Source organism: Polyangium sp. 6x1, assembly GCF_029946515.1.
Taxonomy (GTDB): domain Bacteria; phylum Myxococcota_A; class Polyangia; order Polyangiales; family Polyangiaceae; genus Polyangium.
The window spans coordinates 1-16,964 of the sequence record NZ_JARZHH010000069.1; the positions used below are offsets into that span (position 1 = coordinate 1).

General features: G+C 70.1%; 14 protein-coding genes and 1 tRNA gene. 7 read left to right on the plus strand and 8 right to left on the minus strand.

Annotated elements, in window-relative coordinates:
• Positions 1 to 2,133 (plus strand): lamin tail domain-containing protein (locus QHF85_RS40300; RefSeq protein WP_281332748.1); only part of this gene is annotated, 2,133 nt, incomplete at its 5' end.
• 52 nt (positions 2,134 to 2,185) lie between these two features.
• On the opposite strand, the gene QHF85_RS40305 is transcribed toward QHF85_RS40300, so the two are convergent.
• The 5 genes from QHF85_RS40305 to QHF85_RS40325 form a co-directional block, all read right to left on the minus strand.
• Positions 2,186 to 3,304 carry a hypothetical protein gene (locus QHF85_RS40305; RefSeq protein ID WP_281332749.1) on the minus strand — a complete coding sequence of 373 codons (1,119 nt, stop codon included), beginning with the start codon at positions 3,302 to 3,304 and terminating at the stop codon, positions 2,186 to 2,188.
• Positions 3,304 to 4,296: a hypothetical protein gene (locus tag QHF85_RS40310; RefSeq protein ID WP_281332750.1), complete on the minus strand. Its 993-nt coding sequence runs from the start codon at positions 4,294 to 4,296 to the stop codon at positions 3,304 to 3,306. Before QHF85_RS40310 ends, QHF85_RS40305 begins: the two co-directional genes overlap by 1 nt.
• Before the next feature lie 167 nt (positions 4,297 to 4,463).
• Positions 4,464 to 5,810, minus strand: a complete 1,347-nt coding sequence (locus QHF85_RS40315) for a serine/threonine-protein kinase (protein WP_281332751.1) — start codon at positions 5,808 to 5,810, stop codon at positions 4,464 to 4,466.
• 33 nt (positions 5,811 to 5,843) lie between these two features.
• Entirely contained in the window at positions 5,844 to 8,135 is a 2,292-nt protein-coding gene (locus QHF85_RS40320; RefSeq protein ID WP_281332752.1) for a transglycosylase SLT domain-containing protein, read from the minus strand.
• 105 nt (positions 8,136 to 8,240) lie between these two features.
• Positions 8,241 to 9,209, minus strand: a complete 969-nt coding sequence (locus tag QHF85_RS40325; protein ID WP_281332753.1) for a hypothetical protein — start codon at positions 9,207 to 9,209, stop codon at positions 8,241 to 8,243.
• A gap of 261 nt (positions 9,210 to 9,470) precedes the next feature.
• Here QHF85_RS40325 and QHF85_RS40330 point away from each other — a divergent pair, with 261 nt between their 5' ends.
• Together QHF85_RS40330 and QHF85_RS40335 are read left to right on the plus strand one after the other, a co-directional pair.
• On the plus strand, positions 9,471 to 10,064 hold the full coding sequence (locus QHF85_RS40330; RefSeq protein WP_281332754.1) for a plastocyanin/azurin family copper-binding protein: 594 nt from the start codon (positions 9,471 to 9,473) through the stop codon (positions 10,062 to 10,064).
• Between the two features lie 5 nt (positions 10,065 to 10,069).
• Positions 10,070 to 10,375: a hypothetical protein gene (locus QHF85_RS40335; RefSeq protein ID WP_281332755.1), complete on the plus strand. Its 306-nt coding sequence runs from the start codon at positions 10,070 to 10,072 to the stop codon at positions 10,373 to 10,375.
• 94 nt (positions 10,376 to 10,469) lie between these two features.
• On the opposite strand, the gene QHF85_RS40340 is transcribed toward QHF85_RS40335, so the two are convergent.
• A complete protein-coding gene (locus QHF85_RS40340; protein ID WP_281332756.1) occupies positions 10,470 to 11,831 on the minus strand; it encodes a hypothetical protein in 1,362 nt (453 codons plus the stop codon).
• A gap of 36 nt (positions 11,832 to 11,867) precedes the next feature.
• Between QHF85_RS40340 and QHF85_RS40345 the strand changes: the two genes are divergently transcribed.
• Both QHF85_RS40345 and QHF85_RS40350 read left to right on the plus strand, forming a co-directional pair.
• On the plus strand, positions 11,868 to 12,194 hold the full coding sequence (locus tag QHF85_RS40345) for a hypothetical protein (protein ID WP_281332757.1): 327 nt from the start codon (positions 11,868 to 11,870) through the stop codon (positions 12,192 to 12,194).
• 106 nt (positions 12,195 to 12,300) lie between these two features.
• Complete coding sequence (locus QHF85_RS40350) at positions 12,301 to 13,671, plus strand: hypothetical protein (protein ID WP_281332758.1); 1,371 nt, start codon at positions 12,301 to 12,303, stop codon at positions 13,669 to 13,671.
• 26 nt (positions 13,672 to 13,697) lie between these two features.
• On the opposite strand, the gene QHF85_RS40355 is transcribed toward QHF85_RS40350, so the two are convergent.
• Positions 13,698 to 15,128 carry an MXAN_5187 C-terminal domain-containing protein gene (locus tag QHF85_RS40355; protein WP_281332759.1) on the minus strand — a complete coding sequence of 477 codons (1,431 nt, stop codon included), beginning with the start codon at positions 15,126 to 15,128 and terminating at the stop codon, positions 13,698 to 13,700.
• Between the two features lie 85 nt (positions 15,129 to 15,213).
• On the opposite strand from QHF85_RS40355, the gene QHF85_RS40360 reads away from it, so the two are divergent.
• Both QHF85_RS40360 and QHF85_RS40365 read left to right on the plus strand, forming a co-directional pair.
• Positions 15,214 to 16,296: a histone deacetylase gene (locus tag QHF85_RS40360; RefSeq protein WP_281332760.1), complete on the plus strand. Its 1,083-nt coding sequence runs from the start codon at positions 15,214 to 15,216 to the stop codon at positions 16,294 to 16,296.
• A 74-nt stretch (positions 16,297 to 16,370) separates the two neighbouring features.
• Positions 16,371 to 16,446 (plus strand) — tRNA-His (locus QHF85_RS40365).
• Here the strand turns inward: QHF85_RS40365 and QHF85_RS40370 are convergent.
• On the minus strand, positions 16,439 to 16,960 hold the full coding sequence (locus QHF85_RS40370) for an acyl-CoA thioesterase (RefSeq protein WP_281332761.1): 522 nt from the start codon (positions 16,958 to 16,960) through the stop codon (positions 16,439 to 16,441). The genes QHF85_RS40365 and QHF85_RS40370 overlap by 8 nt on opposite strands.
• Positions 16,961 to 16,964: the final 4 nt, after the last annotated feature.

Genomic DNA, 16,964 nt, shown 5'->3' on the forward strand with positions numbered 1-16,964 from the left:
GGCGGCACCGGAGGCGTGGGCGGCGAGGGCGGCGTCGGCGGCATGGGCGGCGTCGGTGGCATGGGCGGCGAGGGCGGCGCCGGCGGCATGGGCGGCGCGGGCGGCATGGGCGGCGCCGGCGGCATGGGCGGCGCCGGTGGATCCGGCGGCGTCAATCCCACCGAGATCTGCGACAACATGATGGACGACGACGGCGACGGCGACACCGACTGCTCCGACGCCGACTGCCTCGCGGCGTGTTCCGAGGTCTGCGTGGGCGGCGCGGACGAGGACAATGACGGCGACATCGACTGCGCCGACGCCGACTGCGCGATGGCGCCCGCGTGCGGCAAGCTCGTCATCAACGAGGTCGATTACGACCAGGTCAGCTCCGACACGGCCGAGTTCATCGAGATCTACAATGCCGGCAGCGACGTGGTGCTCGACGGCGTCGAGGTCATCCTCGTCAATGGCACGGGCCCGGGCGGCGCGGACGTCGCTTATGGCACCGCGACCAAGCTCACCGGGACGCTCGCCGCCGGCGGGTATGTCGTGATCGCGGGCGCGAGCGTGATGAACATCGATCCGGCCGCGATCGTCCTGTCGCTCCCGAATGCGATGGACAACATCCAGAACGGCGCGCCGGACGGGGTCGCGCTGTTCGATACGAAGACGAATACGCTCCTCGACGGGATCTCGTACGAGAACGGCACGCCGGACGGCCAGATCACGGCCGTGGACCTCCACGGAAAGACGGTCTCGCTGGTCTCGGGCACCGCGACGACCGCGTCGGACAACCAGGCCGCGGCCTCGCCGATCCGCTCGATCATTCGCTACCCGAACGGGCAGGACACGAGCGACGACAGCGTCGATTGGCGCGCGACCACGCAGGTCACGCCGGGCGCGGCGAACGTGGCGACGGCCGAGGTCTGCGATACGGCCATGCTCGACGAGGACGCGGACAACCTCATCGATTGCGCCGATCCCGACTGCGCGATGGCGCCGCAGTGTGTCGAGGACTGCGGCAACATGAAGGACGACGACGGCGACATGATGGTCGATTGCGCCGATCCCGACTGCGCCGCCGCTCCGGCGTGTCTGCCGCAGGAGAACTGCGGAAACGGCACCGACGACGACGGCGACATGGCGACCGACTGCGCCGACACGGATTGCGCCGACAAGTCGTGCGGCGCGAACGGCCTCGTCTGCGAGGCCGTGTCGATGATGTGCGTCTGCCCGAGCGGCATGACGATGGAAATGGCCTGCGCCGACCTCGTCGACGACGATTGCGACGGCCTCGTCGACTGCGCCGACACGGATTGCGCGGGCAACATGGCTTGCCTCGCCCAGAAGATCACGTCGGTCGATTACCAGGTCATCGCGCACGGCGGCAAGCTCGTCATCACGGGCAATGGCTTCACGGGCGCGACGGCGGTCAAGATCGGCGGCGTCGATCAGACGTTCACGGTCGACAGCAACACGCAGATCACGATCACGAACGTGCCCGACACGACGCCGATCGCGCTGCAGGACCTCGTCGTCACCGCGCCGGGCGGCGACACGGCGCCGTTCCAGGTGACCGTGATCCACCTGCTCATCAACGAGCTCGACAGCGATCAAGCGAGCACCGACACGGCTGAAATCGTGGAGGTCACGACGGGCGTGCCGAACGTGAGCCTCGCGGGATACACGCTCGTCTTCTTCAACGGCGGCCAGGCGAACGAGCCGTCCTACCTCACCGTGTCGCTCAATGGCACGACCGACGCGAATGGCATGCTGTGGGTCGGCAGCCCCGGCATGACGCCGACGCCGCCCGTCGCGTTCGCCAACACGAGCGTCATTCAAAATGGCCAGGACGCGGTCGGCGTCTTCCAGGCCCCGGCGGCGTCGTTCCCGAGTGGCACGGCCGCCTCGTCGAACCACCTCATCGACGTGCTCGTCTATTCCACGGGCCAAGCCGCGGACGACGGCCTGCTCGACGCGCTCATCGGGCCCGCGGGCACGACGGGCCGCACGCAGGTGAGCGAGGGCTCGGGCGGCGCGCAGAACACCGTCTCGATCCAGCGCTGTGGCGACGGCCGCAAGAATGGCGACAAGTTCAAGGTCGGGCAGCCCACGCCCGGCGCGGCGAACAACGTCATGGCCTGCCCGTGACGTGACACGAAAGGGGCTCCGCCCGCGCCCGCGCGGGGCCCCTTCTCGCGGCCTAGAATTGGTGCCGCATGATCACGTTTCCCTGGAAGTTCGCCCAGAAGAGATAGTCCCCCACGAGGCCCATGCCCTGCGGGTAGGCCTGCACCGTCGCCAGGGGATTGAGTGGCTCCAGCATATCCCTCGTGAAGATACGCACCATCGCCTCGGCCGCCGCGGAGACGTAGACCCTGTCGCCGCGGAAGGCGATGTCGCCGGGTTTGTCGATGCCCTCGAGGAACGGGTTCTGGTTGCTGATGTCATTCGCGGTGAAGCGCCCGGCCACGCCGAAATCGGGGCTGATCCAGTAGACGTATTCGTCGTGCAGGGCGAAGATCTGCGCGAGGTGTTCCGCAGGGGCTTCCTGGATCTCCTTCGTCTTCTTGGCCATCCGGAAGAAGCGGTGCTCGCCGGCCGCGCCCACCCGGGCGCTCCAGAAGACGGCCTCCGTGTCGACCCCGATCGCGACCGGCTCAACGTCGGCGGCGAGCTGCGTGTCGGTCATCTCCTTCGTGACCACGTCCATCGACCACACCTTGTGCGCGGGCGGGTCGGTCCAGTACAACGCGGCCCCGTCGAGGGCGATCTGATTCACCCCCGCCTCGCAGCTCGCGAAGAGCTGCTCGCCGACGGCGCACGTCTCCCCCGGCGCGATCCGCATGATGCGCAGCGGGTTGTCCGGCGTGCATTCGCCGACCGGGCGCTCGACCCAGTAAACATACGAATTCGTACCATCGACGAGGAGCTGCCCGATGGTGCGCAAGCTGGCGTCGACGGGCGCGACCTGCACGCCCTTCGTCACGAGATTCTCCGGGAATTTGGGCGCGCGCCACACGCCTCCGAGCGTGCCCGCCGCCTCGCTCGACCAGTACACGTAGCCATCGGCCAGCGAATCGACGGCGAGGTGCCTCGGCCGCTCCGTCTCCTCGACGATCGGGATCTGGCCGACCATCAAGGCGGGACCGAGGTCCGGCCCCGGCTTGCCATGGACCGGATCACAGGTCTGGCCCCCGACGCCCCCGTATCCGGCGACCTCGCGCTCTTCGAGGCCCGCGACGAGATGACAGCCGGTCGCGCACAGGGAAAGGAGCGCGGACGCCCCCAGGGTGGCATGCCTCCAGAAGGGCGCGCGCATCAGAAAGCACCTCCCATCACGAAGCCCGCGCCGGTAGGGCTCACCGAGGGCAAGACGTGGACGAACCCGGTCGCGGGCGGCTTTTGCCCGCGCTTCGGCGCCGTGAACCAGAGAATGGCGGCCGCCGCGAGCCCGACGCCGCCGACCACGAATCCCGCCGTGGAGATGTGCGCCCGGAGGAGCGCTTCGTCGTTTTCCTCGACGTCCGCCGTGGTCTTGCAGGTCGCGCCGCTGCACCGGCCCTCGAGCGCGGCCGCGCCTTCGAGGGCCATCACCCCGAACGCCGCGCCCACGCCGATCCCCACGAGCCCGAGCCCGCCCGCGGCGAGCGCCCCGATCCGCTGCCCGCCGAGCCCGCCCTTCGTCGTCGCCTCCTCCTCGGGCTTCACCGGCGGCGCGGTTTCGAGCGCTGGAACCTGCACGCGCTTCTCGGACGGACCCGGCTCGACCTGGATTGTCTCGACATACGGTTTTTTGCCCGGCGCCTCCACCTTCAGCGCGAGCGGACCCGGGTCGAAGGGCATGGCCGTGCCAAAGGTCGCCTCGCCGACCTCCCGCTCGCCGAGCGTCACCTTCATCCCGGGCGCCTTCACCGTCACGTCGAGCGCCACGCGCGAGAGCTTCTTCTCCAGGGCCGCGGCCCGCTCCTTGGCGAATGCGGCGCGCTCCTTGTTTTTCGCGGCCAGGGCGCGCGAGACGGCCTCGGTGAACTCCGCCCACGCACTCGCGGTCTTGCCGTCCTCCTCGTGACAGACCGCGAGGTTCAGGAGCGAGCCCAGGGTGGAATCGAGCCGGTGGCTCTCGGCGAACTTGGGGCAGGCCTCGGCCACCTTGCCGTCGCCCATGAGCTTCTTTGCCTCGCGAAACAAGGTCTCGGCGAGGGCTTTGTCCGCCGCGGTCGGCGTATTCGCGGGATTGCCCTGCCCGAACGCCGCAGCCGGACCCGCGAACGACGAAAGGAGCAGGACGGCGGCGATCGTTCGAAAGCGCATGCGGGGGGCCAGCAAAGTACCGTCGATCGCTCCGAATCTCAACCGTCGTTCTCGTGGGCCCACACGCCCGAGGCTCACACGCGCATGCGAAACGAGGGGGGCGCGCCAACCTTGCCGGGACACCGGGCAGCCGGGGCCGCAGCGGCGCCCCCCGGTGCGAACCTTCCTCATTGTCGATCGTTCAGGAGATCGGCCTTGTTCGTCTTCTTGGTCGTGTTCGGCGTGCCCCCCTTCGATGTCGCCGGGAAGCGCGGGATCACGGCAGGGGCCGCCGACGCTTGCGCGGACGCGGGGGCCAGAGGGGCCGCCGAGGCAGAGGCGGGCGCGAGGTCGGTCGAAGCAGCGACCGGCGCGACCCCCACGTCGGTGGGAGGGCGCGGCGGCGCGACCTCCGCGGCAGGGGCGACGGCGGGCTCGGTCTTGACGTTTCTCCCGCCAAGCAGGGCCCAGGCGCCGGCGCCGAGGAGCGCGGCGCCGAAGAGGCCCGCCCCGACGAGCCGCGCAACGCGACCCGGGGCGGGGTGCCCGTAGCGCACGGAGGTGGCCGAGGTCGAGAGCGTGGCCGAGGTGCCTCGACCGAGGGCGCCCGCGATGCGCTCGGCCGCGACCTTCGACGCCGTCGAGCCGAACGGGGCGAGGGCGGCCGAGAGCTCGGCGACGTTGCGGAAGCGCGCGCTCGGCTCGCGCTCCATGCACCGGAGGAGGACCTTCTCGAGGCCCGCGGGAGCGTCGGGGCGATCGCTGCGCAGGCGCGGCGGCGAGTCGCGGAGCACGCGCGCGAGGATGAGGCCCACGGTCTCGCCGTCGAACGGGGGTTTGCCCGTGAGCAGGTCGTGGAGCGTGGCGCCGATGGCCCAGACGTCGGCGCGGCCGTCGACGTTCTTCGGCGAGGAGATCTGCTCGGGCGCCATGTACTGCGGCGAGCCGATCACCTGCTGCGTCGAGGTGATCGCGCCGGCGACCGCGCCGGAGGCGTCGATGCTGCGGTGCTTGGAGATGCCAAAGTCGAGGACCTTGATGCGCGCCGAGCCGTCGCTGCGCTTCGTGAGCACGAGGTTCGCCGGCTTGATGTCGCGATGGACGATGCCCGCGGCGTGCGCCTCGGCGATGGCCTGGAGCGCCTGCACGACGAGGTCGACGGCCTCGACGACCGGCAAGGGGCCGCGGCTCTCGACGAGCTGGTCGAGGTCGACGCCGTCGAGGTACTCCATGACCATGTACGGCACGCCCGCGTCGAGGCGCCCCACGTCGAAGACACGCGCGACGTGCTCGCTCTCGAGCCGCGCCGCGGTGCGCGCCTCGGTGAGGAATCGGGCGACGGCCTCCTCGTTGTCGAGGATCTCGGGCCGCAGGAGCTTGATCGCGTAGCGCTGGTCGAGGCTCTCGTGGCGGGCCGCCACGACGACGCCCATGCCGCCCGCGGCGATGACCCGCTCGACCCGGTACTTCCCAGCGACGAGATCCCCGGGCCCGACAACCGACGGGCTTCGGGAGGAGGGGGCGACGTTTCCCACGCGGACACTCTACACGATCCGCGACGGATGCGATCAGTACGCGTCCAGCGGCACCTCGACGTCGACCGGCACCTCCAGCACGAGCGGCGCGACGGCCGCGTCGCCGCCTTCCAGCCATTGATATCGCGCCAGGTTGCCGAGCACGCGCGCCACGTAATTGCGCGTCTCGTCGTAGGGAATACGCGCGACCCAGAGGTCCGCCTCCGCGTCCACGCCCGGCCGCATCCATTGCCCCACGGCCCGCGGCCCCGCGTTGTACGCGGCCACGGCGAGGACCGAGTTTTTCCGGAACGTCTTCAGCAGCTTGCCGATGTAATACGATCCGAGCCGCAAATTCACGTGCGGGCTCTTGAGCCGTGACGGATCGAAGCTCATGCCGACCTCGGCCGCGGCCTTCTCCGCCGTCTTCGGCATGAGCTGCAAAAGGCCCACGGCGAACACGGGCGAGAGCGCCTCCTGGTCGAATGCGCTCTCCTGCCGCATGAGCGAATGCACGAGCCCGCGCGGCACCTCGTGCTCCCCTTCGAGCTTCTGCACCTCGTCGAGGTAAGGCCGCGGATAAAGGCACTCCCACGCCCAGCGATCGGCCTCGCCCGGCGCGCGCAGGAGCTGCGGCATCCCCACCTGCGCCACGCCCACCCGATACCGACGCCGCGCATGCGCGAGCTTGCCGTACATGCCGCAGAGCGCCTCGCCCTCGCGACCGGCGAAACGCGCGGCCGCCTCGCGCTCGAAGGGAACGAGCGCCCCCTCGGCCTCGGCGTCGAGCCCGAGCGAGACGAGCAGCCGCGCCGGATCGGGCAGATCGAGGTCGAGCGGATTCACGGGGCGCGCGACCCCGGGCTCGATGAGCGGCGGCAAGGGCGCGCCCGCGGAGGCGAGGCGTGAGCGGGCAGCGAGCGCGGCGAAGGAGAGCGGGAATGCGCGGGCAACCTCGGTCCAGAGGCGCACGGCCTCGTTGCGGTCGCCGGCGCGGAAGGCGGCGAGCCCCTCGAGCTCGCGGAGCTTTTGCGCCTCGTCGGGCTTCTTCGCGGCCTTCGCGAGCCTGCCGAGCGTCTTTTGCGCGGCCTTCGGCTGCGCTGCCGAGAGGAGCGCGAGCGCCTGCTCGTATTCGGCGTCCTCGCGATATGCGCCTTTCGGGAAGAGCCCGAGGTACCGCGTATAGAGCGGCGCGGCCTCGTCGTAACGCCCGCGGAGGAGCAGCCAGCGCGCGGCCTGGTAAAGCGAGCGCTCCGCCCAGCTGTTTTTCTTGAACCGCGCGGCGATGTCGAGCCAGCGCTTGATCGCCTCGTCGGCCTGTCCTCCGCGGGCGAGCGCGTTCGCCGATTGATACAGCGCCTCGACCTTGCGCGGGCCGGGGAGCGTGGAGAGCACGCGGAAGGCCTTTTCGGCCTCGGGATAGTCGCGCGCCTTGAGCTTCGCCTCGGCCCGCGCGTGGAGCACGTCGAGGAGCGGCACCGTCTTCTTTTTTTCGAGCTCGTCGAGGAGCGGGACCGCCGATTCGGCCTGCCCTGCCCGGACGAGCGCGAGCGCGCGGGCGAGCTGATCCTTCGGCGCGAGCGATTGCTTCAGCCGATCGAGCGCGGCCGCGCCGGCCTCGCCCTCGGGCGAACCGGCGGCCTCGACGGCGAGCCAGCGCAGGTCGGCGATCGCGATGGGCAAGAGGCCCTGGGCCTCGGCGATCCGGGCGCGGGCGGCCCGCAGCGGCGCGTCGTCGCTCTTCTTGCGGGACTTCGCGGCCGCGGCGAGCGCGCGATCGAGGATCGAGCGCGCCGGAACGAGCTGCCCGTCCTTCTCCAGCGCGAGCGCCGCGCGATGCAGGTCGGCGGGTGTCCTCGATTTGCCGAAAAACGCCGCGGCTTCGGCGAACGGCCCGGCGACGGCCGCGGCCTCGGCGCGCCGGCGCACGATGTCGTCCGCGAGCTGCGACAGCTCCTTGTCGAGCCCCGTGAGGAGCTCGACGGCGCGCGCCGCGTCGCCCCGTTCGAGCGCGACACGCCCCCGGATGTACCGCATCTCGGGCCGCTGCCGATCGGCCTCGGGCAGCGCGTCGAGCTGCGCATCAGCCTCGTCCCAGCGCTCGAGGCGCACGGCGTCGGCCCAGCGCGCGGGAGGCGGGGCGGGCGCGGCGGCGGGCGTGGTCGTGCTGGCGGACAGGGCCGCGGGCGCGGCGGACGCGGACGTCGCGGCGGACGCCGACGAGGCCGGCCCGCCTTCGGCGCTCGACGTGGTCTCGCCGGGCAGCGGAACCGAACGAGCGCAGGCGCCGAAGCAAAGCGCCCCGAGCCCGAAAAGCCCCATCACGATCCGCCGCCTCTGCACCACCGTTGCTCCTCCAGGAGGCCTAGCAGGGGAGCGAGGGGGCCGGCAAGAAAGTCCCGTATGTTTTTCCTTTGATTACATTACAAAATATCGAATCCGGCCGACCGCTCAATCGACGCCGGCGGCGATCCGGGCGATGGTCTCCCGATCTTCCTCGAACAAGAACTCGTCCACCTCCTCGATCGACCCCACCTTCGCGGGGGCGACCCCGAGGCGGAGCGCCGCCGCGCGCGCGACGGCGGCGACGACCGGATGCGGCGAGCTCGACAGGCGCAAAAGCTTCGGCGTGACGGCCGTTGCGCCGAGCAAGGCCGCGCAGAGCGCCGCGATCGGGCGCGGATCCGCCGAGCCCGGCACGTCGCCCGCGAGCGCGCGGCCGAGCACGGCGCACGTCTCGGGACCCGGCGCCCGGAGCGAGGCGTGGCGATAGTCGCCCGCCGGCAAGTGCAGCCGCAAAGCCCCCTGGCTCGTCGAGCAGAGCTCCTGCGCATGCCGCAAGAGAAGGCCCACCACGGGCCCGAGCCCGTCCTCGCCGAGCACCTCCATGCCGTCGAGGTCCGTGGCGAGCGGCCGCGATGCCTCGTCCGCGTAGGCGTCGAGGTTCACGGTGAGCGACTCCAGGCCCACGGCCCCGACGGCGTGCCCCGCGAGCACGTCGTGCTCGGTCTCGACCGTCACCACGCTCGACACGATCGCGGGCGTGCCGCCGCGGAGCGTGTGCTTGACCTCGACGTCGACCTTTCGAACGGCCGACCAGCGCAGAATCCGCGCCTCGGCGCCCGGGTCGACGAGCACGCCCCAGGGCACGATGGCCATGCTGACCTCGCGCGCGCCGGACGGCGCCCGTGGCCGCTGGATTTGCCGCACGAGGCCGACGGCGAACGCCGCGCCGCCGGCCACGGCGAGCCCGATCGGAAGCGAGCCCGACGTGAGCGACCAGGCCGCCGTCTCGGGCCCGAGCGCGAGCCCGAGGCTCGAGAGCCCCACCGTGCCGGCGGCCAGCGTGAGCGCCCGGAAGCTCGGACCCGGGACGAGCCACACATACCGAAAATCCGGCGGAGGGGCGTAACGCAGCACGACTCCTGGAAGGGTAAGCCGATCGTCGCCCGGGCGGAAGGGCCGAGGGCACGAAGGATGGGCATCCGGGGAGGATGGTCATCGGAGATTCCAGGTCCCCTGGGATCTGCTATGCGCAGAGGATGGTCATCGCGGATTCCAGCCACGTCGATGTCGTGCGCCCGTGAAGACGCGGATACGGAAAGGGTGATAGGGTGCCGTCATAGGTGGATCCGGCCTCCGGGGGAGCCGGACCACGCGAGAAAGGTTGGTAGCTTGAACATGCGAACAATCGGAATGCTTTTGGTCGTGGGCGCGATGCTGGCAGCGGGCGCGGGCTGTGGGGACGATACCGGCACCGGCGGCTCCGGCGGAACGGCCGGCGCGGGCGGTGGCACGGGCGGCACGGGCGGCGCAGGCGGCGCAGGCGGTGGCATGGGTGGGACGGGCGGCGCCGGCGGCGGCATGGGAGGTATGGGCGGCGCCGGCGGCGCGGGCGGTATGGGCGGCGCGGGCGGTGGCGGCGGCGCGGGCGGCGGCGGCATGATGGCGGTCAACGGCTGCACGATGGATATGGCCGAGGATCACACGGCCGACGCGTCGACGACCGTGAAGACCATGGGCCTCGCCTATGCGCCGAAGTGCATTCGCGTGAAGGCGGGCTCGGACGTCGTGTTCGAGTCGAATTTCACGCTCCACCCGCTCGTGGGCGGCACGGTCGACGGGATCACGAAGACCGAGGACGCGGCCTCGCCGATCAAGAAGACGACGAGCGGAATGAGCGCGACGTTCAGCCTGCCGGACAAGGGCACCTTCGGGTATTACTGTGACGTGCATGCCCTCGGCGGGATGACGGGGGCGATCTTCGTCGAGTGACTCCCATGCGAACCCTTGCCGTGGCTCTCGCGTGCGCAGCGCTCTCGGGCGCTGCGTTCGCGGCCTGCGGGGACGTGGAGGAGGAGAACATGCCCCCCGGGAGCAACACGACGGCCTCGTCGAGCAGCAGCAGCAGCACGGCCGGAGCCGGCGGTATGGGCGGCGCCGGGACGGGCGGTATGGGCGGCGCCGGCGGAATGGGCGGCGCTGGGGGAATGGGCGGCACCGGCGGCGCAGGCGGTATGGGCGGCGCTGGGGGAATGGGCGGCGCTGGCGGTATGGGCGGCGCTGGCGGATCGATGATGCCCTGATTTCGTCTGCTCGGGTGGGGGCCTCGCGAGGTGTTTGGCGCGAGGCCCACGCCTTTTTCGGATTCTGAACGAGCGACGAGGGCGCCGCGCGAGATCAGGAGTCGTAGCCGTAATTGCCGTCGAGGACGAGGACGACGCCGCTACCCGGGTAGTAGAGCACGACACGCGAGACGAAGTCGGTGCAGTTGTGGCACGACACCTGCTCGCTGTAGGACCACGCCTCGATGTCGCCGCCGCCCGCGAAGGCGTCGATCGCGGCGAGCAGAGCGCTTCCGCCGGTCGATCCGAAGAAATTCGTCGCGGCGAGGCCGGCGCGATCGGTGAACGTGCCGTATTCGGAGGCCGGCTGATTCTGATCGGTGGCGGCGATCTCGTCGATCACGCTCGCAATCGTGACCGGCGACGCCGGACACTCTGGCGTGTCGTAGGCGGCGATGGGCTGAATGTTGCGCCAGTTGTAGCCGCTCGATCCCTGGTTCCACGCCGCGCGCGCCGGCTCGAGCGAGGAAGCGTCGATCGAGGAGAGCGAGAGCGGCTCCTGCATCACGTCGCACGCGCTCGCATAGACACAGCGCTGCACCTGGCGGTAGGTGCCACACGCCGCAAAATCGGTCGTGCCCGCGGGCTGGCTGTGGTAACAAGCATAAACCGCGGGCTCACACGCGGGCGTCGGCCACACATTGTAGGGGTCGCCGGAGGTGAGGGCGAGGCCCGTCACGCGCGCGACGAGGCGCGCCGACTTCTTCGCGACGGTGCCGTCGGGGCGCGTCGCGCTGAAGGAGAAGGACTGCGTGTGCGGATCGATGGCGTCGTGCAGATTCGCGTACGACCAGTCGAGGCGGTAGCTGTCCGCGTCGATGGGGAAGACCGTCGGCGCGCCGTCGGGCGCCGTGACGGTGAGCGGATATCCGAGCACGTTCACGCCGCCGCGATAGACGATGTTATCGACGCCGTTGACGGCATAATAGGGCTGCACGGCCTCGTCGATCCAGAGGTCGCTCGCCCCGAGGAAATCGTAAAAACGCGCCGAGATCTCGACGCGGGCCGTGTACTGGTTCGGCGTGCCCGTGAAGGTGTTGATGGCGACGAAGAGCGGCAGGCCCGAGAGCAAGGAATTCAGCTCGTGGCCCTCGTGGATCACGACCTCGAGCCGGCGCTCGCTGATGATGTTCGCTTGCGCGAAGGCGTCATCGGGCACGAAGCTGAAGACGCTCTGCAGGTAACGGTTCGCGGTGCCGCGGAAGATGAGCGCGCGGACGCCGTCGCGCTCCTCGAACGTGCCGAGCGTCTCGAAGGAGAAGTCGAGGTCGCCCTCCGAGGCATAGATCCGTGTCGCAGTGGCAGCGGAGGCGGCCGATTCCGTTTCTTCCGGCAGCGTAGAATCCTGCGCAGCGCAGGCGGGCACGGCGAGGGCGGCGAGGAGACCGATTGCAAGGAAGCGCGATTTGTTCACCATGATATCTCCAGCGAAGGTGGGGACCTTTTATTGCTCATGAACATCGGCGTGGCAAGGGCGCGGGGCGTATTGACACACATTCGTGCGCGAGATGTCTTTTCGCCGTGCTCGTCGCGCGGTTCGCAGGCGGAAAGCTGCTTGGAAGGAGCCACCTGCCATGCCCAGCAGGCCACGGGCAACGAATGCCCGCCTTCACCTGGATCCAATGAAATGCCGACCTCGCTTGCGAGCGAATGGAATGGTTCCTACGCCGCCGAAATTCTCGCCCGCGAGCGCTGGGTTTCCCTCTCGCCGATCGACGCGCTCACGCTCGCCGTGGTCCTCCTTGCTGCGACGCCGCTCACGGCTTTCTTGCACGGCTGACGTGCCGGGGGCCTGATGACGGGACCTTCGGCCGCGGGTTCCGTGCGAGCAGGCTCGACGTCGGGGCGCAGGCGAGCGATCTTCGGCGCGGGAGGAGGCTACATCCATGATTCAGAACATCACGAAAAGCATCGCAACGGGCGCTCTCGCCGTTTTCATCGGGCTTTCAGTCCCGGCTTGTGACGACGAGGGCGGCGGCAAGACGACAGAGGGCGGCGGCGGAAGCGGCGGAAGCGGCGGAAGCGGCGGCGCCGGGGGAAGTGGCGGCGCCGGCGGCGGATCGAGCCAAGGCGCGCAGTATGTCGACGCCATCTGCGGCAAGCTCTTCGAGTGCTGCAACGCCCAGGACCTCGTGGCCCGCGTCGGCAATTCGGGGGTCGTCGACTACGCGGGCTGCCGGATCCTCTACCGCACGTTCTGGGACGGAGGCTACGAGCCCATGCTGAAGGAGTCGGAGGCGAGCGGGCGCATCGAATTCGACGACGCGGCGTTCACGGCGTGCCTCGACACGCTGAAGGCGCAGACCTGCGGCGAATTCGCGACGAGCGGCTTTGCGAGCTGCAACGCGTTCATCATCGGCAAGGTCGACAAGGGCGGCGCATGCGAGGAGGACTTCGAATGCAAGTCCAAGGCGTGCGAGACCCCGAGCGGCGCCTCCGTGGGCACGTGCGTCGACGCCGTCGCCCCGGCGGCCGAGGGCGCGGCCTGCGCCGAGAACGACGATTGCGCGGAAGGCCTCTACTGCGATGGCCCCACCGACAAGTGCGTACAGAAAAAGGCCGACGGTCAGGCTTGTTCGAGCAACAACGAATGCCTGAACACGACCTGCGTGGACGATGGGAGCGGAATGAAGAAGTGCGTCACGGTCTGCCAGGGCGGCGGCCCTGGGCCCGGGGCCACCGACGCGGCGCTCGAGAACGTGGGCGCGCCCATCGTCGCCGCGGAGTGCAAGAGGAGCTTCGAGTGCTGCACGGAGCAGGAGCGGACGGGCTTTCTGTACAACACCAAGTCCCAGTGTCTCCTCATCACGGGCGCCCTCCTCGGCATCACGCTCGTGGCGAGGCACAACGACGTCGCCGAGGGCCGGATCTCCGTCGACGCCGAGAAGCTCGCGTCCTGCGTGCAGGCGTACGGGGCGCTCTCGTGTGAAGCCTCGGCGGGCAATGATTTCGAATGCCCGGACGCGATCGTGGGTCTCGTCGCCGACGGCCAGAGCTGTACGGACGAGACGCAATGCACGAGCGAGTACTGCAACGAGCCGCCGGGCTCGACCATGGGCACCTGCGCGACGCTCCCCGGCGTCGGCGCCCCCTGCACGGACACGTGCGCCGAGTCCTTTTATTGCGCTGCGGGCACCTGTGCGGCGCAGAAAGCGCTCGGCACGGCGTGCGCTACGAGCAAGGAATGCCTCGAGGGCCGCTGCGTGGACGATGGCGCGGGCGCGCTCACCTGCACGCTGGTTTGTGACGGCATCTAGAGCATTCGTTCGCCCGCCGCCGTGCTTCAGCCGATAGGCACCGCGAGCAGGACGACCTCCTTGCCCCGCACCTCGACCTTGTACCGCACGGGTTTTCCGTGCTTCTGCGCCATCTGCTTCTCGCTCGCCACGATGCGCGCGACGAACGCGTCCCGCGTGATGTGATCGACCGGATCCCCAACGCTCTTCTTCGCGCGAATGTAATCGTCGAAGATGCGCTGGTGATACGCGGCCTCGGCCTCCGCCCCGAGCGCCGTCGCCTCGCCGCCCGACGCACGATTTTGCGCGAGCGACTCGTCGACCGCGAGCGCCTCCGGGAAATCCTTGCCCCGCGCCGCGTGGGCCGGCGGTGGCGCCCCGGTCTCCTCGTCCTCCTGCACGCCGAGGAGCTGGCTCAAAAGGCTGTTCAGCCGCGAGACGAGCCCGCCGAGCTCCGGATGCACGATCTGGAAACGAAGGTCCGTCCGCCCATTCATGATCGCGAGCAGCCCCTCCTCGATCTCCTCGACGGGCCGCGTGATGGATTGCCCGAGGAAATGGCCCGCGATGGCCACGAGCACGATGCCGACCGCCATCGCCCCCAGGAATGGGAACAAAAGGATCGTCGTCGCCGGCGTGTTCGCCCGCGTCGCCGCCACGAGCACCGCGCGCCGCCCGTCCCCATAGCCGCCGAGCGGACTCACCTTCACGGCGAAATCGGGCACGAGCGTCGCCACGTCGACCGCTTGCCCCGAAGCGAGCGCCTCGCTCACGCCTGTCTCCAGCTGCTTGTCGTCGACAATCGACCCGAGGTCCATCTTCGAGCGTGTGACGACGCGCAGGCCCTCCTGGGTCTTGACCTGGAGCCACAACGGCGCGCCGCTCGTCTGGGCCCCGACGCCGCCGATGAGGCCGTCGCTGAGCGCGATCCCCATCAAGAGCCCGCCGAGCACCTGCCCATTTTCGCCCCGGATGGGCGCCCAAGACACGAGCATTTGCTCGTTCCGGGACGGCGTCACCCACACGTCCGAGCCCGCACGCCCCTCCGCGAGCCCGGCCCGGAGCGCTGGGTAAATCCCGCCCAGATCATCGCCCCGCAAGAACGGCGAGCCGTCCCGGCCGAGCGCCGTACCTTTCGCGTCCACGATCGCCACCAGCGAGGGCGCGAGCCCAGCCATCGCGGGCGTTTTGCCGGTGGCGCTCTTGATACCGTTCGCCACACTGGTGGCGCCGTCGCTCCTGGCCTGGCCCGTGCCTGCGCTGAAGGGTTCACGCACCTTCGGATCCGCGGCCTGGGACGCGAGCCACCGCTCGACCTCCCCGGCCTGGACACGAAGAACCGCCTCGGCGGCGACCAGCGCTCGGGCCGCGTCGGTCCGGGGCGACCCCGGGTTCAGGGAGGCCCGGGTCAAGGCAAACGCGAGCACCCCCACCACCAGCACGACCACCGTGAAAACGGCAATGATTTTTGCGCGCATGAGAGGCCGCCCTCCTTTGCGGGCGACGGGCTGAGGAAGTTACCATCCGCCCGGGCGAGTCCTCAACCGTCCCCGCCGGAGTGCCATGATCGCAACGAACCCCGCCTCGCAGATCCTCGTCGTCGGTGACGCGCTCTTCGACGACCACCGCTCGCGCGGCTACCACCCCGAGCGGCCCGAGCGCCTGCATGCGGCGCGCGCGGCGCTCGATCGTTGTGCTCGTGAAGGCCTCGCCGCCGTGCCCGTCGCGTCGCGTGACGCCACGGAAGAGGAGCTCGCGCGCGTGCACGACGAGGCTTACCTCGCGAACCTCGCGAGCCTCGCGGGCCATCACGCCTCGCTCGATCCGGACACGTACCTCGCGCCCTCGTCCGTCGCCGCGGCGCGGCGCGCGGCGGGCGCCGGCATCGCGCTCGTCGACGCGTTGCTCGATCCGTCGAGCCAGAAGCCCGGCGAGGCGCGCGCGCCCGGCCTCGCGCTCCTGCGCCCGCCCGGCCACCACGCGACGCGCAGCCGCGGCATGGGCTTCTGCCTGTTGAACAACGTCGCGGTCGCGGCCGCGAGCGCGCTCGCGAAGGGCCTCGAGCGCGTGGCGATCCTCGACTGGGACGTGCACCACGGCAACGGCACGCAGGACATCTTCTGGACCGATCCGCGCGTGCTCTACATCTCGCTGCACCAGTACCCGTACTACCCGGGCACGGGCGGCGTGCGCGAGAAGGGCGGCGGCGACGCGGAGGGCTACACGGTGAACGTGCCGCTCTCGCAGGGCGCGGGGGATCGCGTCTACGCCGACGCGTTCCGGCAGATCGTCGATCCGGTGCTCGAGGCGTTCGAGCCGGAGCTCATCCTCGTGTCGGCGGGCTTCGACGCGCACCAGCGCGATCCGCTGGCGGACATGTGCGTGTCGGATCAGGGCTACGCGGCGATGGCGGCGCTCGTCGGTCACGCGGCGCTGCGGAGCGCCGAGGGGCGGCTCGCGTTTTTCCTGGAGGGCGGCTACGACCTCTCGGCGCTGTCGAGCTCGCTCGCCGAGACGCTGCTCGGCGCGGCGAGCGCGGCCTCGGCCGAACCGAGGTCGAGCAACGCGCCGCCCGCCTCCTTCCGGCACACGGGCGAGGTCACGCAAGCCCGGACGACGGCCGCCGAGCGCTGGCGAGGGATCTGAAACGAAGTCGTTGCACACTACGGCGAACCGTGTATAGTGCGCGCCCGGTGTTGCCCCTCAGGGGTCGTACCACGGTGGGTATAGCTCAGTTGGTAGAGCGCTGGTTTGTGGTACCAGCTGTCGCGGGTTCGAGCCCCGTTACTCACCCCAGTTTTCGCTGAACATCACGGCGCTTGCGCCGCGCGAGACGCTGATTCCTTCGCTCGTTCGCCTCTGCGGCGAGCGCCCTGTCCTCCTCGGTCTCGCAGACGAGCGACGGGACGGCCGCGGGCTTCAGCGCGCCGTCGACCTCCTGCATCGCCACGAAGGTCACGAACGCGTGCGCGCAGCGCCAGCGCTTGCCCGAGGGCGCGTCCTCGCCCTCGACGTCGACGAGGATCTCGACCGACGTGCGAAACGCCGCCGTCACGCGCGCGCGGAGCAGCACGACCTGCCCGACCTTGATGGGCGCCTCGAACGACACGTCGTCGAACTCCGCCGTCACCGCGAGCCTGCCTGCGTGACGCTGCGCGCAGATCGCCGCGCAGAGATCGATCCACGCGAGGATCTGCCCGCCGAACACGTTCCCGAGCGCGTTCGCGTGCGTCGGGAGCACGTACTCGGTCATCGTCGTGATCGAGTCGCTGACGTTGCGTGGGGAAAGCGAGGCGGCGTCGGTGGACATGGAT